This is a genomic window from Lawsonella clevelandensis (assembly GCF_001293125.1).
Lineage (GTDB): Bacteria > Actinomycetota > Actinomycetes > Mycobacteriales > Mycobacteriaceae > Lawsonella > Lawsonella clevelandensis.
The window spans coordinates 701,811-724,005 of record NZ_CP009312.1; the positions used below are offsets into that span (position 1 = coordinate 701,811).

A 22,195-nucleotide genomic window follows, 5' to 3' on the forward strand; every position below is an offset into this window, starting at 1 on the left:
CGCGCATAATAGGACACCGTCTATACTGCCGCAACGGAGTCAGTGTTAGCTGTGAGATCGGGCTATTTTCTCCACTTGGCCGGTAAAAATGGCGTTCAGACTAGCTGTCTGTTGGCGAGTGGGGGTGGTGTTGCGAGACCGCAGGATGGCGATCACGCCCACACCGCGCACATCCGCGTACAGGTAGGTGGAGGACACCGGGGAGCCCTGCCGCAGTGCGAGACGCTCCTGGTAGCCGCGCACTCCTAGTGCCTTCCCCGTCACCGGCTTGTGATAGTTGGCATTATCGGTGCCCGCTATAGCGGTGACGGCACGGTCTGGTACTTCATAGGGGGTGACGGTGACGTGCAGTGTAAGTCCACTGCCTGTGCGGGTGAAACGCTGGCAGTTTTTCAAGTACCCGTCAATGCGGGGGAGGGAGCCAGCGGGGCGCAACACCATGAGTGCGATGACGACATTGTCGGCCGGATATTCCAGGTATTCGCCGGCGCGGCGTTCTGCGGGGACGTCGGCTATCCAGGCTTTCGAGGGTTCCAGGCACTCGGTGAGCGACGGCTGTTGGGTGCCTTCAGTGGACCGGGCAAGTTCCTCAGCCACAATAGGTGAGGCGGAGAAGCCCTGCGGTAGTTCCTTTTCCGTCACCAGAAAATCTTTGACGGGAATGGACTGAAAACGTGACTCCGCACCCCCACAAGCGGTGAGGAGGGAACCCGAGAGGAGGAGCGAGAGCAGCAGCGCCCTGGCAGACATCCAACGACGTTCACCGGGGCGCTGCGCGTGCAGAGACTGCATGGGAGTGGAGTTTTGCTGTGTTAGGCCTGCTGCTCACCCTGCTCTGCAGCAAGGCGGGCGGCTTCTGCAGCCTGCATGGCCTGCTCCCACTGTTCCGCTTCCGGAGTGCCCGGGCGGGGCGGTACCGGAGCGTAGGACACCACTAGGTCCCAGGGGTTAGTGCCCCAGGAGGCGGCGGCGACGGTGGCGATAGAGCCTTGGTCGGCCAGCTCGGTGTTCGCGGCGGCAGCCACAATGGTGGGGCCGGCAACGGGCTTGTCGACGTTATCCCAGAACTGGGCCTCTTCCGGATGCGGGAAGGTTTCGATAATGGCCTGGTCACCCTCACCTTCCGGAGCGGGGAACACACCGAACAGTGCATAGTGGTTGGGGTGTTCCTGGCCTTCCGGCAGCTGGTCGAGGTCGCTGGCCTTTTCCACGATGGCGTATTCGCCGCGCTCCGGGTTGTCGGTGGCGAGGCGGCGGAGGAAAGCTTCGACGTCTAGCCAAGGGTTGGCGTCGGTTTCGGCCGGTTCGCTCAGGTGGAAGGTGTGGGTGCGGACGTAGATGTCTTCGCCGTCGGGCCCCTTGTCGCCCTGGATGGGGTCGGTGACGTTGGGGCTGTCTGCCCAAGGGGCCTTGCTGGGGTCGTCGACAATTTCCTGGGAGACCCGCTCCGCCACTAGGAGGGTTCCGTCGCCGAGGGTAAGGAGGGCAACTTCACGGAGGCCGGAGGTGGGGGTGAGAGTACGGGGGATGGCGTTGCGGCCCATGATGTCAATGAGTCGTTCCGGCTCGTCGACGGTCCACAGGCTGGCGCCCATGGGGGTATAGACGCTCACCATGTGGGCGGCTACCATACCGAGGATGGCGGGGACGGGTTCATTGGGGTCGAAGGGGAGTTCCGGCATTTCGCCATGCTCCATTTGTTCCCGCATGGTGGCGACGGCCTGGGAGAGTTGGTCGTAGGTTTCCTGGTCGATTTCTCCACTCTCGAAGGCGGCCTTGATTTCGGCGTAGTTTTGTTCGAGGACGGACAGCGCATTCTTAATCTCGTCTTGTTCCTGCGCTTCTGCCATGCCTTCGGTGCCGCCCTGCCAGTTGGTGGGGATATCGGTGGGGTTGGTCATGAAAACCTTCTTTAATGAGACGGTAGTACTTCTCCAGCCTACCGACCTTGCGAGGCGGCGGCCGGCTGTCTGGGAAATCTACGACAAATTCCGGTTGAGGATAAAGAAAACTGGGGCGCACCCCGGAGGGTACGCCCCAGCCACCGAACTGTCGCGGGGCCGGCCGCCACAGCTATAGGGAGGTGGTTTTATTCTTTAGTCGTCCTTGCCACGGAACATGCGGCGCAGTCGCTCCTTGTTGATGGCGGCTACCGCGGTGATCGGGATGTTAGCCGGGCACACCTCGGCGCATTCGCCGTAGTAGGAGCAGGAGCCGAAGTCCTGTTCGAGGACGTTCACCATGTTCTTAGCGCGGCGGCCACGCTCCATGGCAGCCAGGGGCTGGAGGCCCAGATGCATGAGCTTGGCACCGGTGAACAGGTGGGCGGCACCATTCGGGCAGGCTGCGACACAGGCGCCACAACCGATGCAGGCAGCGTAGTCGAGGGAACGCTCGGCCTGCTCATGGGTGCTGTTGACAGCGTCAGCATCGGGGGCCGTACCGGCGTCGATGGAGACCCAGCCACCGGCTTCAAGCACACGGTCAAGCTTGCCGCGGTCAATGATGAGGTCCTTGACCACTGGGTACACCGCAGAGCGCATGGGCTCCAGGGTGATGGTGTCGCCGTCCTTGAAGGAGGACAGATGTTGGTGGCAGGACGGGGTGTTCTTCTTCGGGCCGTGCGGACGGCCGTTGACGTTCATGCCACAGCAACCGCAGATGCCTTCACGGCAGTCGGACTCGAAAGCAATGGGCTCTTCGCCGGCTTCGATAAGGCGATCGTTGAGGCGGTCGAGCAGCTCGAGGAGGGTCATGGCCTCGTAGGCGTCGTCAACGTCGTATTCACTGAACGCGCCCGCGGCGTCGGGGCCAGCCTGACGCCATACCTTCAGATGCAACTTCATTCTTTGTAGTTCCTTGTCATCAGCGGGACCTTGTCGAAGGTCAGAGGTTCGGCGTGGCGGATGAAGGAGAGTGCGCCGCCCTTCTCGCTACCGGCAGACTCCCAAGCGGAAACGAAGCACCAGGCAGAGTCGTCACGCTCAGCTTCGCCTTCTTTGGTCTGGTGATCATCGCGGACATGGGCACCGCAGGACTCGTCACGGTCTGCCGCGTCCACAGCCATCAGCTCGGCGAGCTCCAGGTAGTCGGCAACGCGTCCAGCGCGCTCCAGCACCTGGTTGAGGTCGCCTTCCTGACCGGTGATGTTGAGATCGGACCAGAACTCCGCACGGAGGGCACGGATGTCCTCGATGGCCTGCATAAGGTCGGGCACGGTACGGAACACGCCAACACCCTTGTACATGATCTTGCCGAGCTTGCGGTGGAAGTACTCGGGGCCGTGGTTGCCGTTGATCGACATGAGGGCGTCGATACGGGCCTGGGTCCGGGTGAGGGCTTCCTGCACGGCCGGGTCGCTCTGCTCCAGGGTGGGAGTGTTGAGCAGCTTGGCCAGGTAGTTCGGCACGGTGTAGGGGAGGGTGAACCAGCCGTCCACGCAGGCGGACAGCAGGGAGTTAGCACCCAGGCGGTTGGCGCCGTGGTAGCCCCAGCCACATTCGCCACCGACGAAGAGACCCGGGATGGAGGTCATCATGTTGTAGTCGCTCCACAGACCACCCATGGTGAAGTGGACGGTGGGGGCGATACGCATGGGAACCTCGTAGGGGTTCTCGTTGGTCGCATCGGTGTACATGTGGAAGAGGTTGCCGTACCGCTCGGCGATGGTGTCCTTGCCGAGGCGTTCGATGGCGTCGCGGAAGTCCAGATACACGGCGTTGTGCAGCGGGCCGACACCGCGACCGGCGTTGATTTCACGAGACAGGGCACGGGAGGCCACGTCGCGGGGAACCAGGTTTCCAAAGGCGGGGTACTTGCGCTCCAGGAAGTAGTCGCGCTCGTTCTCCGGAATCTCGTTGGCGGGGCGGTCGTCGCCTTCCTTCATAGGCACCCAGATGCGGCCATCGTTACGGAGGGACTCCGACATGAGGATGGTCTTGGACTGCCAGTAGGAGTTCTTCGGCAGACCTGTCGGGTGGAACTGCACGAAGGATGGGGAGGCGAAGTAGGCACCGCGCTGGTGGGCACGCCAGGACGCCGAGGCGTTGGAGTTCTTGGCCAGCGTGGAGTCAAAGTAGACGTTGCCGTAGCCGCCGGTGGCGAGGATGACTGCGTGGGCGGTGTGGGCGGTGACCTCACCGGTCACCAGGTTGCGGACCACCACGCCCTGGCAGCGGTCGTCCTTGACGATGAAGTCGAGGACCTCGGAGCGGGTGTGTAGCGTGACGGTGCCACGGTTGATCTGCCGCTGCAGAGCCTGGGCGCCGGCCAGCTGGAGCTGCTGTCCTGTCTGACCACGGGTGTAGTAGGTGCGGGATACCTGCACGCCACCGAAGGAACGGGTGGCGAGGGTGCCGCCGTATTCGCGGGCGAAGGGGGCACCAATGGCGTCCATATGGTCAATGACGCGGATACCTTCTTGGCCAAGGCGGTAGGCGTCGGCTTCGCGGCAGCGGTAGTCACCGCCCTTCACTGTGTCTTTGACGAAGCGGTAGAGAGAGTCATTGTCGACCTTGCGGCCGCGGGGGGAGTTGACGCCACCCTGGGCAGCAATGGAGTGGGCACGACGGGGTGCGTCGTGGTAGGTGAAGGCTTGCACGTCGTAGCCGAGTTCACCGAGGGCGGCGGCAGCACCGGAGCCGGCCAGACCGGTACCCACAACGATGATGGTGAACTTACGACGGTTGAGGGGGCTGACGAGGTTGAAGTGTGCCATCGCTTCATCCCAGGCCACCGGAGTGGGGCCTGCCGGCACATGGCCGTCAAGCACATCACCCAGGGTGACGCCAGGGACGATGGAGGCGGGTGCCACAAAGTCCTGTGCAGCCGAGGCAGAATCGGTAATAGTCACTGCCTGCGTCTCCTTATCTTCTTTAGCTTGGAAAGCTTCGGTGGTACGCGCGGGGCGGTACCGGAAACTTATGGGGGTGTACTAGCCGATGACGCTCAGTGCGGCCATGGCGGCGTGAGCAGTTCCGTCGTACGCCTGGTTGGGGACAGCGAGGTCGACGGGCTGGATGACGCCAGTAGCAACGCAGATCACGATGGCGAGGTTGCCGAGGACGATAACGCCAGAGAGGATGCCACCAATCATGGAGAAGACAGCGCGCAGGCGCTTTCCGGTGGCGCCAAAGTCATTGGCGGTGGTGGCAATGCCATGCTCGATGTGTATGAGCAGCAGCAGCATGGTGATGGCGTAGAACGCAGCGACGGCGGGCCGGTCGAACGAGGCGATCATATTGTTGTACGCATCGCCATGCTGGAACTCGGCTCCGGTATCACCGGTAGTCAGGTCGAGGATGTGGAAGACAATGAAGCATGCCAGGATCAGACCGGACACGATCATGAACTTGGCAAAGACACCACGGGCGGTACTGACCTTGCGGGCACTGTTACCGTGGGCCTGCTTGCCGCGGACGGCCAGCAGAATGCCGGAGGCGAAATGCAGGATGATGCAGACGAGTAGCACGATGCGGAAGACCCACAGCACACCTTCGTAGCCGAAGAGGCCGGCGAGTAGGGTACGCAGCCAGTGTGCGTAGTCGTTCATTGCCTGAGCCTGCTGACCGATCTGGTCCGGCGAGTAGCCCTTGGCGAGGTCATACTGCGTGATCGTGTATGTGCCCCTGAACATCTTCAGGTTGCCGATCATGTGGACAAGCAAGAAGAGTGAGAAGATCCAGCCAGTAATGGCCATGATGAACTTCGCAACCCAGCTGGGGTAGAACGGCTTCTTGCGGAGGTGAGCGCGATTGGTAGTGCCGGTCTTCGCCGTGGTGCGCTCTGCGACGGCGGTACTATTTCCGGCCATGGAACCTCCCTATTGTTCGGGTTTACCTGACTTCACTCTATCGTCTTTCGGAGCGCTTCTTAGACTTGTCATTTTCGACCTTTTCGCAGGTTAGGGCACCCTTAGCTAGGTTTTGAGAGACCCATCTCACACCCTTTATTCACCCTCCTTGTCACCTTATTTAAGTCATACTTTTATTTCGTAAAAAATTGTGAACGAATCCCATGCAGAACATGTCACTTCAAAAGCTCCGCGACCTGTTTGTTTGCGAAATAACTGCGTTTTTTGCCGTATACCAGACCCAAAATGGCAACTCGGCAATAGCTTTTAAGACACTGAGGCTGCACTAAGCTCACTAAATTCCGAGGTAAGCCAGCTCACACAAAAGCTACTGCCGAGTTCTTTTCAAATTGTGGCGAACATCACTCTCAATTTTCCAAGTGGGTGAAATATCACCTGCGGTATGGCTACTGTGGCCGTTTAACCACCAACTTCTCACCCTCCTGCACCGTCACCGACTGGCCCCACACTTCCAAGCCCACCGCAACTGGCGAATCCCACTCCAGCTCCACCTCATCCGCACGTACCTCCACTTGCAGACGAGACCCCCACAGCTGCACGCGATACCGCATACTTCCCCACCCCTCCGGCAGCACCGGATTGATAGTCCACCGGCCGTCATAGTCACGCAAACCACCAAAGCCAAAGACCAAGGCCGACCACACGCCACCACACGAGGCGATGTGAAGACCATCCGCCGAATTACCATGCAGATTACACAGATCCACATAAACGGCATGGCGGAACAGTGCCTGAGCATGCGAGTCATAACCCAACTCGGCGGCCAAAATGCACTGCACCACCGCAGACAAAGACGAGTCGCCCGTCGTCAACGGATCGTAGTAGTCAAAATCCGCCCGCTTCAGCTTCTCACTGAACTCAGACCCACGCAGGAAGAGAGCCAACACCACATCCGCCTGCTTAATAACCTGATAGCGGTAAATCGTCAACGGATGATAGTGCAGCAGCAGCGGCCGCTTCGGCTGTCCCCGATCCTTATTCCAAATTTCCCGCTCCAAGAAGTGCGCGTCCTGCGGGTGAATACCACGCTCCCCATCAAAGGGAATACACATCGCGTCGGCAGCCGTGCGCCACTCAGCCGGTTCCTCCGGCCGCAGATTCAGGCGATGCACCATCTCCTCGAAATAGCTCTTCTCCACCTCCCGCAGGCGCTCCACCCACTCGGCGGCCACCCGCATGTTGTAGCGGGCCATCACGTTGGTAAAGAGGTTATCGTTCACCACCGTGGTGTACTCGTCGGGACCCGTCACCCCATGAATATGGAACTGACCGTCCACCCCAAAGAATCCCAAATCCTCCCACAGGCGCGCTGTCTCCACCAAAATGTCGATGGCCTCCCGGAAGAGGAAATCCGCATCGCCACTGGCACGCGCGTACTGCACTGTGGCATACGTGATATCAGCATCAATGTGGTACTGAGCCGTGCCCGCCGCATAGTAGGCACTGGCCTCTTCCCCATTGATAGTGCGCCACGGATACAAGGCACCGCACTGATCCAGCTCGGACGCCCGGTCCCGCGCCTTCGGCAGCATCTGATAGCGGAACCGCAATGCATTCCGTGCCACCTGCGGCATGGTGTAGGTAAGGAAGGGCATCACATAAATTTCGGTGTCCCAGAAGTAATGTCCCGCATAACCAGAACCCGTCACGCCCTTCGCAGAAATACCCAAGTCCTCCGCACGCGCCGATGACTGAATGAGCTGGAACATGTTCCACCGCACCGCCTGCTGCAACTCCGGCTGATCCGGAATCTCCACATCGGCACGCTCCCAGAACTCCGCCAGCCACGCCTGCTGCGCCTCCAGGTAATCTCCGGCCCCACGCTTACGCGCCCGGCGCAACGTCCGATCTACTCGGTCCATCAGCTCATTGACGGAAGCCCGCCGTGAGTCGTGGTAGGAGAAGTACTTGGTGAGGACGATCTTTTGCCCCGGGCGAGCATCCACGTGATACTGCACCTTCGCCATATCCGTCTGTGCCACCGAGGAAATATAGAAGTCGTTAGTAGTGGAAAAATCGTGGTCCGCACCCACCGCCAGCGTCATCCCGGAGTTTGCCACCCGGTACCCCAGCTTGATCTTCTCTCCCTCATCCACCTGCAACAGTGGCAGCAGCACACGAGACCGGAAGTGATCCGCCCGGCGCGGATCGGAGCCAGTGTTCACCGACCCCTGGGGAGCGCCTTCCGTCGCCACAAAACGATCCGGGTCGGAGGCCGAACCGAACTCATCCTGCCCATCCTGGCGGTTGAGAATCTGCGAGGAGAGCACCACCGGAGCGGCATCCTCCGGCAGCACAATACTCACCTCTTCGATGCCCAGGTGACGGTCGGTGAGGGAGACCATGCGGGTGAAATCGATGAGGACACGTTTACCGGCCGGGGTCCGCCACTCCAGGGAGCGACGCAGCACACCGTCGCGGAAGTCAAGAGAACGTTCATAGTAGAAGAGATCCGCCACAGACACGCGCAACGGTTCGTCATCCACATAAATACGAATAGTCTTAGCATCCGGCGCGTTGATGATGGATTGCCCCACCCGCGCCAGGCCATAGGCATCCTCGGCGTGCTGAATATCCCAGGTTTCGTGGAGCCCGTTCACATAGGTGCCGTTGAGGGCCGAATCGCGGCCCTCCTCCGGGTTACCGCGCACCCCCAGGTAGCCGTTGCCCACGGTGAAGAGCGACTCGGCCACACCCAGATCCGATGTGGAGGGTGCTGTCTCTACCCACCGCCAGGGGTCGACGGGGTGGATGGAACGGTCAATTTCCGGTTCTGCAAAGTAGCTGCGCAGGTTGAAGCGGTCGCGATGGGGGCCGCTAGCTGTCACCTGCTCATCGTAGAGTTCCTGCCCTTCCGCCATCGGGGCAGTGTCTGGGGTGGCATCCGGGGAGAGAGTGATGGTCTCTGTGGTGTGTAGGGCGGTGTCTGTGATGGAGTTCCTCTCGGTCATACCAGGGTCTCTCCTAAATCATCGACGACAAGGTCTGCTCCAGCGGCCTGCAGAGAGGCTGCACCGCTGCCACGGTTGACACCGACCACCAGGCCAAAGTCACCGGCCCGGCCTGCAGCCACACCCGCAGTGGCATCCTCGAAGACCGCACACTGGCGGGCGGGCACGCCCAACCGCTCAGCCGCATACAAGTAGGTGTCGGGGGCGGGTTTGCCGGGGAGGTGTTTCTCGTCGGCGGTATTACCGTCCACGATCACCTCAAAACGGTCGAGGAGGTTCGCTGCCTGCAGCACCGGACGGGTATTGCGGGAGGAGGACACCACCGCATAGGGGATGCCGAGGAGACGAGCTACCTCAATGAGGGCAACAGTGCCGGGGTAGGCGCGGATGCCGTCCCGCTGCAGCGTCTCCATGAACTCGTTGTTCTTCTGCAGCCCCAGCCGCTCGACCGTCCCCGGGTCCTCAGCTTCAGGGAGGTGGCGGGAGCGGAGAACGTCACGCACACCGTCTAGGCGGTGGCGCCCATCCACGTAGGTGTAGTAGTCCTCCATGGTGTAGGGAGCGAGCTCTTCTCCGAGCTCAGCAGCCCGCTGCTCAATGTAGGGGGCGAAAAGGTTAAACCACGCCCGTTTGTGGATATCGAGAGTAGGGGTGATGACGCCGTCCAGATCCAGCAGTACCCCCCGACAGTCCTGCCAGCGGAGCGTTTCGCGTGGATCCTTCTCGCCGCCTGCTGCTGCTTCCGGAGAGGCAACGGGGTTGTTGGAAGATGGCATGTGGGCTTGATTATCGAGATTCCACGTCATGTTTCTAGCATACTGAGAGAAACATTCCCTTTGCCCGCGATCTGCCTTTTGAGGCACTACACGGTAGGTTAGAAGGTATGACGGAGACCGAGCAGAACCCGACGCCTCCATTCGTCCAAAAGGACATGCAGCGGGCCATCCCCCGCCGCTGGTTGGCCGCCCTCATCATCACCGCAGTGGTGCTTGGGCTCTCTGTCTACCCCGGAAAATGGCTGAGTATGCAGCCAGTTTTCGCCCAGATCTTCGCCCCGCGCGGATTCTGGATTCTCATCTCCTTCCTCGCCCTGTTGGCCAGTGTGGTGGTCTTCGGAGTGCGCTGGCATCGCGACCTGCCACGCCGAGTCTCCGCCCTCTTTATGGCGATTACGCTTGTGGCGACCTTCGCCCATGTGAGTGTCGGCTGGGGCAGTGGTTTGCGCGTCGACCCCCTGCACACGGTGGCTACCCCCAACAAGGGCTACTTCGGCACCGACATCACGGTGATGTCCCTCAACGGCTACGACAATGGCGCCCGGCCTGTCACCATCGCAAAACTCGCCAATGCCGTGGGCGCGGATATTGTGATGCTCACCGAAACCACAGAAGGCACCGCTAAACTGGTTGCCCAGCTGATGGAAGAAGCCGGCAGCCCCATGCAGATGTTTCAGTCTGTACCCAGCACTCGGCGAGGTAGCGACAAGATCAACCAGACGGTGCTATTGGTGTCCGTCTACTTCGGCACCTACCAGGTGGATGAGAAGATCACCCCCCAGACTTCGCTGGGGGCCGTTGCTGTTACCCCGCAAAGCCGCGACGCCAACTTCCTCTACCTGCCCACGCTGGTTGCGGGGCACGTTTACCCCCCGAACCTGCTGCACACTGGCCGCTGGCGCCATGAGATGAAGCAGATGGTGGACATGTGCCACAGCCCGCTGGCCGGCAACCTCATTGTGGGTGGGGATTTCAACGCCACGCCCTGGCACGGTGGCCTCGCCGATATGGGCGCCTGTGTAGATGCCCTGGCGGAAAAGAAGAGTGGTTCCGTGGGAACCTGGCCCACCTACCTTCCAAAGCCGCTGGGTGTGCCAATTGACCATATTTTCGTGTCGGAATCCCGCTGGCATACGGCCGACTCCACGGTAGCAGAGGTGGATGGAACCGACCATCGCGCAGTGTTGGCACGCCTCAGTTACACGGGGATGTAACCGGCGGAGCCGATAGATAGCAGTCGCTGCACACCCGTCACCGCTGCCACAGGTGTGTAACCGTGGCAGCGGAGCACTGCTAGAGGTTAATCATTTCCCCCAGTACACCCTCGACGGACTCCTTCAGGGCCTCCGCTAATGTGGGGTGCACGTGTACCGTCCGGGCAACCTCCTCTGTGGTGAGCTCCCACTTCTGTGCCAACACCAACTCCGGTAGCAACTCGGACACCTGCGGCCCCACCATGTGGGCGCCCAGTAGCTCCCCGTAGCGGCCGTCAGCGACAATCTTCACAAAGCCCTGCGCCTCCGCCAGGCCCTGTGCCTTACCGTTCGCACTGAAGGGGAAGGTGGACACACGCACATCCATCTCCGGATCGTCCGCCGCCGCAGTACGTGCCTGCTCCTCAGTGAGGCCAAAGCTGGCGACCTGCGGGTTACAGAAAGTCGCACGCGGCATCATCCGATAGTCGCCCAGCGGCACCGTCTTCTCCCCCGCAATCGTTTCCGCAGCAACCACCCCTTGTGCTTCCGCTACATGAGCCAGCTGCAGCTTCGCTGTTACGTCACCAATGGCGAAAATATGGGGTACAGAGGTCTGCATGGAGTCGTCGACAGCAATAGCACCACGCTCCGTCAGCTCCACCCCCGTGTTCTCCAGGCCATAGCCCTCCACGTTGGGGCGGAACCCGGTGGAGATAAGGCAGCGTTCCGCATAGATAGTCTCCGAATGACCGTTTGCTGGGAGGGTTCCATCGGGCAACGCGACCGGTTCAATAGCGACTGCCACTCCGTCACCCGTCCGCTCGACGGAGGTGGTTTTGTGGCCAGTGCGTAGCGTAATGCCCAGCTTCTGGTACTGCTTGGAGATCTCCTTGGAGACGTCTTTGTCCTCGTTGGGGAGCACTCGGTCTAGGTATTCCACAATGGTCACCTGCACCCCATAGTTCGCCAACACATACGCGAACTCCATGCCGATAGCGCCCGCACCGACAATAACGATGCTGTGTGGCAGTGCCGGGTTGAGAATCTGCTCCTCAAAGGAAACGACAGGGCCGCCCATCTCCACACCGGGCAACTGTGCCACATGGGCACCGGTGGCGATAATGCAGTTGTCGAAGCTGATGGTGACGGGTCCCTCAGCGGTGGCGACCTCGATGGTATGGGCGTCGCGGAAGGAACCGCGGCCGTTCATCTCCGTGATCTTGTTTTTCCGCATGAGGTAGTGGACGCCTTTCACAATGTTGGCGGACACTTTCCGGCTCCGTGCATGCGCCACTCCGAAATCCATACTGATGTTGTCTGCCAGTACGCCGAATTCCGCCGCATGGTGCAGCATGATGTTAGCCACTTCGGCATTCTTCAGCAGCGACTTTGAGGGGATACACCCCACGTTGAGGCACACTCCACCCCAGTATTTCTCCTCCACAATGGTGACCTGGAGCCCCAGTTGGGCGGCCCGGATGGCAGCCACATAGCCGCCCGGTCCGGCACCCAGGACGAGCAGTTCGGTGTGGCGGTCGGCAGGGGAAGCCGAAGCAGAGGCGGAGGAAGCGGGCATGCGGGAAGTATCCGTGGGCTCATTCATGGTTCTGATACTAGTGGGGGCGGCACCGCTATGCGAGCGTTCAACGGCACCGCTCTGTGCACCTTGGAGCCTTTCGACCACGGGGGTGGGGCGGCGGTGCGGTATTCTGCTGAAGTGTGAACGTGCTCATTGCAATTAGTGCAATGAGCGGCGGCTATAGTAAACAGAAGCAGGGAAAAATCGCTACTCTGTAAGGGACACTGACGATAGAGTTTCCCAAGCCGGGTTCACTATCACCTGACCAGAGGAATGGGGAGAATGACCGAAGAACCGTCCGCTCCGCGCCGCCCCGAAGGCACTCCTAAACCGCAGCGAACTGGCTACCCGCAGATGCGCCCCGCCCAGGGCTACCAGGTTCCCGGTCGTGGAACAGCCAAACGCATCCCTTCGCAGTCGGGGCAACCCCGCTCTCAGGTCACTCCCTCATCTGCCCACCCCAACCAACCGCGCACCACACAGCTAGGGGCCTCGGGTACCGAGGACAGCACTCGTATCATCACCTCCGCACAGCCCCCCTCTCAACCTGCGGGAGGAACCCTACACATTCCCCAGGGAGCGCAGTCCCAGGGAGACCAGTCTCAGCGAACCAGCACCACTACCACCACCGCTTTCCGTCAGCCCACCTTCTCTCCTGCGGGCCCCGATAATGGTATGCGAGGAGATGGTGCAGTCGGGACCGCAGGTTCCGTCGGAGCTGCCACTGCCGCAGGGGCACAGCGTATGCGAACCGGACAACCAGCTGCCAGCCAGAATGCTGCGGCCATCCAGCAGGTGTATAGCCCTGCCGAGAACTGGGCAAACTTCCCGGCAGACAACAGTCCGTCTGCCGCTAGCAGTGTTGAAGCACGCGATTACAACGCAGCCCCTGTTCCAGACCCCACCTATGGGGTTGACGACAAGGACACCAAGAAGAAGCGATCCTCCCGTAAGCTTGGCGCAGCTGGCGTCATTGGCGTCACTCTGGTGACGATTCTCGTGCTCATCATCGTTGGCTTCGGCAGTTACATTTTGGGTAGCCGCGCCGGCCACGCGGAAGGCTACCAGCGTGGCTACTCCGAAGGCTCAAGCACCGTCGCACGGAGTGCCGACGACGCTCTGCAGAAGCTCAATTCGGTCAGCTCGTCCTCTTCCTCTGTGTCCTCCTCGCTGGCAGCGATGCTGCCACTGGTCAACCCGTGCTCAGAAAAGTATGGGCAGCGCGAAGCCGCACAAACTACCTGGGGCCGCTACGGCTGGGGCTGCAAGTTCACCGGTGAAAAAGGGCACAAGTTCTCCGTCCTCATTGGCGAAGCGGACCGGGATACCGTTGGTAAACCGCGCATCGAAAAGCGCCGCAATGGACAGACCAAGGGGTGCATCGCCACCGGCTCACCGCAAGCCCACCCTGCTTTTGGCCTTACCGTATGGGTGGCCGAAGACAGGGGTCTGGACTCCTGCAAGATGGCCAAAGATAAGTGGAACGAAGTCGCTAAAAGCAGCTAAATCTAGTCACTAAAGTTAGGGCAGACTACACTATCAGACGTCCCTCAGGGTAGACCGGAACCCGTCAACCAGCCCCCACCTCCGCACCGCGAAAGGACGTCCGCATGGCCGGCCCAAAGACACCCACGAAGAACGCTGGAAAGCCTGGCAAGAAACGCTCACTGTCGGCACGCGGTTGGGTCCCTGACTACCACGGCGCCTGGGCAATGGTGTTTGTTCCCATCACCTTAGGCATCATCATTGGCGGCTTTGTCCCCGCGCAGATCCCTCTCTACCTTCTGTGGGTGGTGGGCTACTTCTGTTTCTTCGCCCTCACGAAGTGGTTTGTAGCACGTCGCAGCTCCATCTACGTCACTCCCGTCAAAGCGTACGTGTGTATCTCTGCGGTGCTGGGCATCCTCACCCTTTGGAGCGCCCCCAAACTACTCCTGTGGGCACCCTGGTTTGTCATTCTCATCATCACCACCGTCGTCCTCATTAAGGAGCGAAAAGAACGCACCATGGGGGCGCGCGGCATCACTGTTGCTGCAGGTGTCCTGGTTGGTGCAGTGGCCTACGACCTGGGTACCGGCTTCCAGCGGTCGAGTTTCTCGCTCCTCCCTGTCCCTGTCGATACCCATATGGCGGCCCTTGCCGGACACAACTGGTCGAGCTCGGTGACGGGCTGGAATTGGATGTGGCTAGTTTCCCTCATCCTCCTGTTCTATTTCTTCGGAACTGTCCCCGTGGTCAAAACCGTCATCCGGGAACGCCGCAGCACTCCCCACCTGGTGTTTTCTATTGTCTTCCATGCCGTGGCTGCAATCTTTGCCCTGGTGAGCGCAGTGTTGGGATGGACCGGCTGGGTACTCTTCGCGGTGTTTGTCGCCCTGCTGGCCCGTTCAGCCTACTTCCCCTTGACGATGCGCTTCCAGGGTAAAAAGTGGAGCGCCAAGGCGATCGGTATTACCGAGATTGTCTTTACTGCGCTGGTAGTTATCGCACTGTGGCTCCCTTAGCAGAGAGAGACACATCACTGGCAGAGCCCCGGCCGCTTCACCATTGAACACTTTTTTCCTATCTGTAAAAACACAGCATTATTGCTATTTTTTGACAGCGTATTGGTCTTATGGCCATAAGGGAAAAACATGGCTCGGGACAACTTTCTAGATTTTTCTCAGAGTAATTATTTCGGTCTAAACGAAATAAAAGACCAGTTGAGAGCTTTTTTATTATGCGACGGATGTCGCTAACGTCGGCAGATCATCTCTCCCCTCTTTGCAATCGCGGCATGTCGTTCTACAGTTGTGGCGTAACAACAATCACGGTTGGATAAACACCTTCTCCCCTTCAGTTTTCCAACCACCACAGAATAAGGATGCTCCCATGAAATCCTGGCTTCGCTCAACTGCGCTCGCGGTGGTGTCAGCGATCACCCTCACCGGTGCTCCCGCCATCGCCAACGCAGCCCCCACCGATACCCCCGACACGGCTCCCGCCACGCAACAGGCCGCACAGGAGCAGCTCGAGCACGCCGTCCACACCTTGGAAGGTTTGACCACCAATGAGGACGGCAACGGCATCACCCTCAAGGACGGCACCTTCAAGGTCACCAAAGAGGGCGACAAGCTCGAGATCGTTGACGGCCAAGGCAAGCCCGTCATCTCCGTCCCGCTGAAGGGCATCTTCGGAGACTCCATCTACACCCTCCGCGCTTCCCTCAGCAGCAATGCCAAGACCATCACCCTCACCAAGGGGCAGTTTGAGGCCAAGGCCACCAAGGACCAGCTCGCCAAGAAGAACCGCTTCGAAAGCAATACCAAAGCATGGTTCCACCTCTACCGCGACTACGCTGACTACGCACTGCAGCACGACACCCTGAACTTTGTGGGCGGCACCGCGCTCGGTGTCATCACCGGTATCGTCGGCGGCTTCATTACCTACCTCGCCCTCGAACTCGTCAGCTACCCGCTGCGTCTCGTCCTTGCCCTCACCATCATTGGTATTCCGGTGAACTACCTGCTGGAATTCACCTTTGTGTTCACCGGCGTCACCGTTGTCATCATCTCCACGCTCAACATGCCAGCCGTGCTGTCCTCCAAGCTGGCCAAGGATCCAGTCGCCCACAAGAAGGCTAACCGCCTGCTCCGCGGCACTAAGGCCTACTTCACCGGCGGCGATGTCGCCCGCGTACGCTAAGTAGTACTACACTTGCGCTACTTCGGCTCAGCACCATGCTGAGCGAGACTCGACTTACGAGGCTCCCTATAGAGAAAAAGAACAATCCCCAGCTCGTGCAAGCTGGGGATTGTTCTGTCACACCTGGGTATAGCGGTTAGAACCAGTTGAGGTGGAAGAGGTTGTTCCAGAATCGCTTAACGGTGCCATTAACCTGGGGATTGTCGGAGGCAAGAGGAAGTGCAGCGGAGCCGACAAACCAGCCGGCAGCACAGGTGAAGGGTACGGAAAGGACTGCACCAGCACCGCAGCCAAGGACACCGCCGAGGTAGAAGTAAAGCGGATCTTTGTCGGTGGAGACTTTAGCGAGATTGATGTAATCAACGACGGCACCGTCGCCAACTTTACCAATTTCGGACGTGTAGGCGGAGGCGAGCTTAGCCTCGCGCGTCTTTTCGACTGCACTCAGCGGACGGTACGTGGTGTCTGCCGGACGCTGGAAGGTGACGGACGTGCCATCCTTCGCAACGTGTGCGGTGAGGGTGTAGATGCCTTGCTTGGAAGCATCGAAGCCCAGCAGCGGAAGAGTCATGAGGACGCTGCCATTGTGGCCGACAAGCTCCAGTCCACGGTTGTTATCCGCCAGGCGAACTGTGCCCTTCTCGACGGAGAGAGTATTGGCGTCCTGGGAGAGGCTACCAAAACGGAACTGTTGGCCCATCTTCTGGATTTGAGCTTGGGACAAGGGAGCCGGAGCGGTCTCAGCCGGGGTGGCTGACGCGATGGCGGGTAGCGTTACGATAGCGACAGCCGCAGATACTGCAACTGCGAGAGACTTCAGAACGTTTTCATGATGACTCGTTGGTCGATGTGACGTAGCTAACACTACACATATAAGTGGGCCTTGACCAGGGTATTTTCACCATGAGCGAACAGTAACGGTTGAGTAAAGTACTACCCGCGAGTACTCCACAGACGCGGACACATTATCGACACCGTGTTCACGCATCTACACAAACAGCCAGCCCTGTGCATATTTTCGCACAGGGCTGGCTGTCAAATATGGGGTTATTCTGCCACATTAGCAATGTTTCACAACGTGGTGAGCGTTGCACGATTGTAACCTACCATCGTGGAAACACCACCGTCTTCACCGTGCTAGCCTACGCCAACACGTGGCAGTGGATATACGTGGCGATGGTTTAGTACATGCCACCCATGTCGTCACCAGCGGGGGCGGCCGGAGCCGGGGGTTCCGGCTTGTCGGCAACCACAGCTTCGGTGGTGAGGAACAGTGCAGCGATGGAGGCAGCGTTCTGCAGAGCAGAGCGGGTAACCTTCACCGGATCGTTGATGCCAGCTTCGAGCAGGTCCTCGTAGACACCAGTGGCGGCGTTGAGGCCGTGACCACTGGGAAGGTTGCGGACCTTCTCGGCCACGACACCAGGCTCCAGGCCAGCGTTGAAGGCGATCTGCTTCAGCGGAGCGGAAAGGGCGGACTGGACGATCTTGGCACCGGTCAGCTCGTCGCCTTCTAGATCGAGATCCTCGATGGCGGACTCGCACTGCACGAGTGCAACACCGCCACCAGCAACGATTCCTTCTTCGACGGCAGCCTTAGCGTTGCGGACAGCGTCCTCAATGCGGTGCTTGCGTTCCTTCAGCTCGACCTCAGTAGCGGCACCGGCTTTGATGACGGCAACGCCGCCGGCCAGCTTAGCGAGGCGCTCCTGCAGCTTTTCGCGGTCGTAGTCAGAGTCGGTGGAAGCAATCTCTGCCTTGATCTGGTTGACGCGGCCTTCGATGGTCTCGGTGGAGCCGGCACCGTCAACAATGGTGGTCTCTTCCTTGGTGACGACAACCTTGCGGGCACGGCCCAGCATGGTGATGTCGGCAGTCTCGAGGGACAGGCCAACCTCTTCAGAGATAACCTGGCCACCGGTAAGAATGGCCATATCCTGCATCATGGCCTTGCGGCGATCGCCGAAGCCCGGGGCCTTGACGGCGACGGACTTGAAGGTGCCGCGGATCTTGTTGACCACGAGGGTGGAGAGGGCTTCGCCTTCCACGTCTTCGGCAATGATGAGGAGGGGCTTGCCGGACTGCATAACCTTTTCGAGCAGCGGCAGCAGGTCCTTAATGTTGGAGACCTTACCCTGGTTGATGAGGATGTAGGGATCCTCGAGGACGGCTTCCTGGCGTTCCAGGTCGGTGGCGAAGTAACCGGAGATGAAGCCCTTATCGAAGCGCATACCTTCGGTCAGTTCCAGGTCGAGGCCAAAGGTGTTGGCCTCTTCCACAGTGATAACGCCTTCCTTGCCAACCTTATCCATAGCCTCGGCAATGAGGTTACCGATCTCAGGGTCGCCAGCGGAGATACCAGCGGTGGCGGCAATTTCGTCCTTGGTTTCAACTTCCTTGGCGAAGTTGAGGAGAGCCTTGGTGACGACGTCCACGGACTTCTCGATACCGCGGCGCAGACCCATGGGGTTGGAACCAGCAGCAACGTTGCGAAGACCTTCGTGGACGAGAGCCTGGGCGAGCACGGTAGCAGTGGTGGTGCCGTCGCCGGCGACGTCATCCGTCTTCTTGGCGACTTCCTTGACCAGCTCGGCGCCGATCTTCTCGTAGGGCTCTTCGAGTTCGATTTCCTTTGCGATGGAGACGCCATCGTTGGTGATGGTGGGGGCGCCCCACTTCTTTTCCAGGACGACGTTGCGACCCTTGGGGCCGAGCGTCACCTTGACGGTATCAGCGAGGGTATCGAGACCCCGCTCCAGGCCACGACGGGCCTCTTCGTCAAATGCAATCATCTTGGACATGTGTTGTTTATGTCTTCCTCTGTTGATGGGGGTGACTGGTGGCCGACACTGCCAAGCTGGCACAGTTCCCGCGACGGACGACCGGTGTGTCTTGTACGGGATGGTACCCGGTCTTACTCGCCAGCTTTGGCACTCCCAATGATTGAGTGCTAAGTCTTTTCTAGCACTCGAACTAGTCGAGTGCAAGAACGATTCCAGCAGCTTAGAATAAACATATGGATTCCAAACTGATTCGCGTTTCCCGTACCATTCCCGCTTCTCTGTCCGCTGTCTGGCAGGTCGTCAGCGATATCAGCAGCATGGGCTCACGCAGTCCCCAATGCAAAAAGATGATCGGATTCCCACCCAGCTCCGACCCGGTACACCCCGATGGCGTCACCGTTAACATCAACCGCCGCGGCAAGTACACCTTCTGGATCACCACCGCTCGTTTCCTCACGGTGGAGCCCAAGAAGGAGCTATCCTTCCTTATTCCCGCCAACCACTACCTGTGGACCTACCGCCTGGAGCCAGCGGAGAATGGCGGCACCACCGTCACCTTGGAGCGCCTCCTTGCAGATGCCCGCCCGAGCCTTATTAATTCCGTATTCGTGAAGTTCTTCCTGGGTGGGGACGAGGCTTTTGCACAGGAAATGGCTGCCGGCATGCAGGAGACACTGGCTAAGGTTGAGGAGCAAGCGCTGGCGCTGCCCTACACCAGCTAGCCCGGCTCCTTCACAGTATATTTTCATTATGTGAAAAGTTTTTTCCATTTTCATTGACAGCGGGGGAGACCTCCCCTACCCTCTTAACCATGAACACGAAGCACCTAGTAGTAGCTCACAGCCGCAGTGGGGTCATCACGGACTAGCCCCCTTACTGCGGTGGAGAGAAGTGCTGGTCCACACACCCACGGACCACCCTGCACAGAAAGCTCCTCTCCAATGTCTACTCACCGCTTCTCCTCCCCTACCTCCCACACCACCACAACCGCCTCCCGCCCCAACTCCCCCATAGCGCCGGCGGCCACCCCCAACCTGCGGGACAACAACCCCTTTACCGAGCGGACCCGTTACCCCCTCCCCATCGAATTGTGCCCCTTCGCTGCCGGTATGTCCGAGGACAAATTCGACCGCACCTTCCGTACCCCCGGCAGCATCATGCTCGGCGCCTTCGGCAGCCAGCCCACCAGCCGCGGCCGCTCCCAGTACATCGCTACCCTCACCATCGACGGCACCATGTGCTGCACCACCGCCGAAGCCACTGGCCCCATCCAGGCCCTCTGCTACATACTGGACAGCTTCGACATCCGCCTGGACATTAAGACGTTCCGCCAGCGCAAGATGCCGGACAACCCCCACCACCAGTACGCCACCTTCCTGGAGATCGAGAACCGCTACTTCACCCACTGGTCCATCGGCTACGGCACCACCAGCGAAGAAGCCAGCCTCTCCGCCCTCATTGCGGCCGCCAACCAGTACCGCCAGCACCAGACCACCCTCCGCACCAGCGCCTCCACCGGCATCACCTACACGGGCAGCCTGGACGACACCAAAGAACGCCGTGCCGCCTAACTATCGACCAGCGGCACAACCATTGCGCAGCGCTCGGACACCCCTCGTACAGCCCGCGCACCTTTCACCCTATCCTCGCGGAAGGCTCACCGAAGGCTCGTGGGGGAAGGGTAAGCTGGGAGACATCACTACCCACCGACTAGAGGAGTCCACCACCCATGACTGAGTCCTCACCCCTGGTTGGAGCAGACCAGCTCCGCACCCACATCGCCAGCCAAGGCGACCAGGTCAAAGCCGACCTCACCACAGCTGTCAGCTTCGATTCTGTCTTCGGCACCAACAATGGCTCTTGCGCGGCAAGCGCCGCCTGGGTTCAGCAGTCGTTCACGGAAGTTGGCATTGCCGACGTGCACTCGGTGGAGACCGTTGACGGATCCTTCCCGCTTTTCGGTTTCACTGCCCCCGCGGACGGCTGCCCCACGGTGCTGCTGTACTGCCACCACGATGTGCAGCCGGCTGACGACCAGCCTGGCTGGAACTCCAACCCGTGGGAGCTGACGGAGAAGGAGGGGCGCTGGTATGGGCGCGGCACCGCCGACGACAAGGGCAATATGGTGGCGCACTTAGCTGCCCTGCGAGCGTTGCGGGAATGGGCTCCCCAGTCCGACCACCCCGAGCACACTTATGGTGGCATTGGCGTCCGGCTGGTTGTGGAGGGTTCCGAAGAGGCCGGCGGCGAAGGTTTGGAGATGCTCGTCGCGGAGCAACCCGAGCTGTTTGCGGCGGATGCGATTCTTATTGCGGACACCGGCAATGTGGCTGTTGGTGTTCCTACGATCAATATTTCACTGCGCGGCGTGGTGTCACTGAAGGTGACGGTGAAGACGCTGCGCTCCCCCATTCACTCGGGCCAGTATGGTGGCCCGGCTCCGGATGCCCTTTATGCCCTGATCCACATGTTGGCGAGCCTGCGGGACGCCGATGGTGGGTTGACCATTGATGGACTCGATGCCAGCCAAACCTGGGAAGGCGTGCAGTATTCGCCCGCAGAGTTTGCGGCGGATGCAGGTGTGCTGGAGGGAGTGGAGCTGTCCACGGCCGGTACACCTTCCGAGTTGGCGTGGGCTCGCCCGACACTGACCGTAACGGGTGTTGATGCGGCGAGCACGGCTCACGCGATTAATGCGGTGCCTGCGGAGGCATCGGCAATGCTGAACCTGCGGGTACCCCCGAAGATGGATGTGCGGGAGGCAGAGGAAAAGCTGATCGCCCATCTGCAGAACCATCGCCCGTGGAATGCCCAGGTGGAGTGTGAGCCGCTGGGGACAGGTGAGCCGTATCTGGCGGATACCTCTGGCAGTGCCCATGTGGGAATGCAACAGGCGTTGGCAGCAGCCTATGGCGTGTCTGTGGATAAGGTGGAGCTGAGTGCGGATGGCGGGTCCATCCCGCTGTGCGCGGCGCTGAAGACCGCCCACCCCAACACTCAGCTGGTGCTTTTCGGCGTCGAAGAACCTCTCTGCGGTATCCACGGCCCCAACGAGTCCGTCGACCCCACCGAAATCACCGCCATCGCCACTGCGGAGGCACTGTTCTTGGCGAATTATCGCTAAGAACCCACAAGCACAGTCTTAGCGAATTATCGCTAAGAACCCACAAGCGCAGTCTTAGCGAAAGTTCGCTAAGACTTAGCAAGCGCCGCCTGGCGAGTTTTCGCTAGGCGGCGCTTGTCGTTTGTGTGGGCAAGGCCCGCACGCGTTCTTTGTGGGGCGGCTGCGGACCTTGTTTGTGGTGTGTAGTTGTTGTGTGGTGTCGGCCGGTTAGCTGCCGGACTGTGTGAGCA

Annotated in this window: 17 protein-coding genes; 7 read left to right on the forward strand and 10 right to left on the reverse strand. The window is 60.1% G+C overall.

Features of this window, described 5'->3' with window-relative positions:
• Positions 1-45 precede the first annotated feature (45 nt).
• The 7 genes from IY73_RS03195 to IY73_RS03225 all read right to left on the reverse strand — a co-directional run bounded on the left by IY73_RS03195 (position 46) and on the right by IY73_RS03225 (position 9,629).
• Positions 46-792, reverse strand: a complete 747-nt coding sequence (locus IY73_RS03195; protein ID WP_148565038.1) for a hypothetical protein — start codon at positions 790-792, stop codon at positions 46-48.
• A gap of 20 nt (positions 793-812) precedes the next feature.
• Positions 813-1,901 carry a hypothetical protein gene (locus IY73_RS03200; protein WP_053978818.1) on the reverse strand — a complete coding sequence of 363 codons (1,089 nt, stop codon included), beginning with the start codon at positions 1,899-1,901 and terminating at the stop codon, positions 813-815.
• 195 nt (positions 1,902-2,096) lie between these two features.
• On the reverse strand, positions 2,097-2,846 hold the full coding sequence (locus tag IY73_RS03205; protein WP_053961807.1) for a succinate dehydrogenase/fumarate reductase iron-sulfur subunit: 750 nt from the start codon (positions 2,844-2,846) through the stop codon (positions 2,097-2,099).
• Positions 2,843-4,852: a fumarate reductase/succinate dehydrogenase flavoprotein subunit gene (locus IY73_RS03210; RefSeq protein ID WP_053978819.1), complete on the reverse strand. Its 2,010-nt coding sequence runs from the start codon at positions 4,850-4,852 to the stop codon at positions 2,843-2,845. Before IY73_RS03210 ends, IY73_RS03205 begins: the two co-directional genes overlap by 4 nt.
• 81 nt (positions 4,853-4,933) lie before the next feature.
• Entirely contained in the window at positions 4,934-5,812 is an 879-nt protein-coding gene (locus IY73_RS03215) for a succinate dehydrogenase cytochrome b subunit (protein WP_053978820.1), read from the reverse strand.
• Between the two features lie 446 nt (positions 5,813-6,258).
• On the reverse strand, positions 6,259-8,823 hold the full coding sequence (locus tag IY73_RS03220; protein WP_053961810.1) for a glycoside hydrolase family 65 protein: 2,565 nt from the start codon (positions 8,821-8,823) through the stop codon (positions 6,259-6,261).
• Positions 8,820-9,629, reverse strand: coding sequence for an HAD family hydrolase (locus tag IY73_RS03225; RefSeq protein WP_237023759.1), 810 nt, complete (start codon positions 9,627-9,629; stop codon positions 8,820-8,822). The genes IY73_RS03220 and IY73_RS03225 overlap by 4 nt, the downstream gene beginning before the upstream one ends.
• Positions 9,630-9,706: 77 nt before the next feature.
• Between IY73_RS03225 and IY73_RS03230 the strand changes: the two genes are divergently transcribed.
• Positions 9,707-10,813, forward strand: coding sequence for an endonuclease/exonuclease/phosphatase family protein (locus IY73_RS03230; protein ID WP_053978821.1), 1,107 nt, complete (start codon positions 9,707-9,709; stop codon positions 10,811-10,813).
• A 79-nt stretch (positions 10,814-10,892) separates the two neighbouring features.
• Here IY73_RS03230 and lpdA read toward each other — a convergent pair whose 3' ends face one another.
• Entirely contained in the window at positions 10,893-12,371 is a 1,479-nt protein-coding gene (gene lpdA / locus IY73_RS03235; protein WP_053962677.1) for a dihydrolipoyl dehydrogenase, read from the reverse strand.
• Positions 12,372-12,656: 285 nt separating this feature from the next.
• Here lpdA and IY73_RS03240 point away from each other — a divergent pair, with 285 nt between their 5' ends.
• The 3 genes from IY73_RS03240 to IY73_RS03250 all read left to right on the forward strand — a co-directional run bounded on the left by IY73_RS03240 (position 12,657) and on the right by IY73_RS03250 (position 16,058).
• Complete coding sequence (locus IY73_RS03240) at positions 12,657-13,880, forward strand: hypothetical protein (RefSeq protein ID WP_053978822.1); 1,224 nt, start codon at positions 12,657-12,659, stop codon at positions 13,878-13,880.
• Positions 13,881-13,984: 104 nt separating this feature from the next.
• A complete protein-coding gene (locus IY73_RS03245; protein WP_053978823.1) occupies positions 13,985-14,878 on the forward strand; it encodes a YwiC-like family protein in 894 nt (297 codons plus the stop codon).
• 367 nt (positions 14,879-15,245) lie between these two features.
• Positions 15,246-16,058, forward strand: coding sequence for a hypothetical protein (locus IY73_RS03250; RefSeq protein WP_053978824.1), 813 nt, complete (start codon positions 15,246-15,248; stop codon positions 16,056-16,058).
• 136 nt (positions 16,059-16,194) lie between these two features.
• On the opposite strand, the gene IY73_RS03255 is transcribed toward IY73_RS03250, so the two are convergent.
• Positions 16,195-16,923, reverse strand: coding sequence for a hypothetical protein (locus IY73_RS03255; protein ID WP_148565039.1), 729 nt, complete (start codon positions 16,921-16,923; stop codon positions 16,195-16,197).
• 316 nt (positions 16,924-17,239) lie between these two features.
• Positions 17,240-18,859 (reverse strand): chaperonin GroEL, encoded by a 1,620-nt coding sequence (groL, locus tag IY73_RS03260; protein ID WP_053961816.1) that lies wholly within the window; start codon positions 18,857-18,859, stop codon positions 17,240-17,242.
• A gap of 215 nt (positions 18,860-19,074) precedes the next feature.
• On the opposite strand from groL, the gene IY73_RS03265 reads away from it, so the two are divergent.
• From IY73_RS03265 to IY73_RS03275, 3 genes are all read left to right on the forward strand, one after another.
• A complete protein-coding gene (locus tag IY73_RS03265; protein WP_053961817.1) occupies positions 19,075-19,563 on the forward strand; it encodes an SRPBCC family protein in 489 nt (162 codons plus the stop codon).
• A 219-nt stretch (positions 19,564-19,782) separates the two neighbouring features.
• Positions 19,783-20,412 carry a hypothetical protein gene (locus tag IY73_RS03270; protein WP_053961818.1) on the forward strand — a complete coding sequence of 210 codons (630 nt, stop codon included), beginning with the start codon at positions 19,783-19,785 and terminating at the stop codon, positions 20,410-20,412.
• Between the two features lie 158 nt (positions 20,413-20,570).
• Entirely contained in the window at positions 20,571-21,965 is a 1,395-nt protein-coding gene (locus IY73_RS03275) for a M20/M25/M40 family metallo-hydrolase (RefSeq protein ID WP_063665746.1), read from the forward strand.
• Positions 21,966-22,195 lie beyond the last annotated feature (230 nt).

Excerpts from the sequence above, each read along its gene's own strand:
- IY73_RS03230 (WP_053978821.1), top strand. The coding sequence starts at position 9,707 with ATGACGGAGACCGAGCAGAACCCGACGCCTCCATTCGTCCAAAAGGAC.
- IY73_RS03225 (WP_237023759.1), bottom strand. The coding sequence starts at position 9,629 with ATGACGTGGAATCTCGATAATCAAGCCCACATGCCATCTTCCAACAAC.
- IY73_RS03220 (WP_053961810.1), bottom strand. The coding sequence starts at position 8,823 with ATGACCGAGAGGAACTCCATCACAGACACCGCCCTACACACCACAGAG.
- IY73_RS03240 (WP_053978822.1), top strand. The coding sequence starts at position 12,657 with ATGACCGAAGAACCGTCCGCTCCGCGCCGCCCCGAAGGCACTCCTAAA.
- IY73_RS03270 (WP_053961818.1), top strand. The coding sequence starts at position 19,783 with ATGTCTACTCACCGCTTCTCCTCCCCTACCTCCCACACCACCACAACC.
- IY73_RS03215 (WP_053978820.1), bottom strand. The coding sequence starts at position 5,812 with ATGGCCGGAAATAGTACCGCCGTCGCAGAGCGCACCACGGCGAAGACC.
- IY73_RS03245 (WP_053978823.1), top strand. The coding sequence starts at position 13,985 with ATGGCCGGCCCAAAGACACCCACGAAGAACGCTGGAAAGCCTGGCAAG.
- IY73_RS03250 (WP_053978824.1), top strand. The coding sequence starts at position 15,246 with ATGAAATCCTGGCTTCGCTCAACTGCGCTCGCGGTGGTGTCAGCGATC.
- IY73_RS03205 (WP_053961807.1), bottom strand. The coding sequence starts at position 2,846 with ATGAAGTTGCATCTGAAGGTATGGCGTCAGGCTGGCCCCGACGCCGCG.
- IY73_RS03265 (WP_053961817.1), top strand. The coding sequence starts at position 19,075 with ATGGATTCCAAACTGATTCGCGTTTCCCGTACCATTCCCGCTTCTCTG.
- lpdA (WP_053962677.1), bottom strand. The coding sequence starts at position 12,371 with ATGCCCGCTTCCTCCGCCTCTGCTTCGGCTTCCCCTGCCGACCGCCAC.
- IY73_RS03275 (WP_063665746.1), top strand. The coding sequence starts at position 20,571 with ATGACTGAGTCCTCACCCCTGGTTGGAGCAGACCAGCTCCGCACCCAC.
- groL (WP_053961816.1), bottom strand. The coding sequence starts at position 18,859 with ATGTCCAAGATGATTGCATTTGACGAAGAGGCCCGTCGTGGCCTGGAG.
- IY73_RS03200 (WP_053978818.1), bottom strand. The coding sequence starts at position 1,901 with ATGACCAACCCCACCGATATCCCCACCAACTGGCAGGGCGGCACCGAA.
- IY73_RS03195 (WP_148565038.1), bottom strand. The coding sequence starts at position 792 with ATGCAGTCTCTGCACGCGCAGCGCCCCGGTGAACGTCGTTGGATGTCT.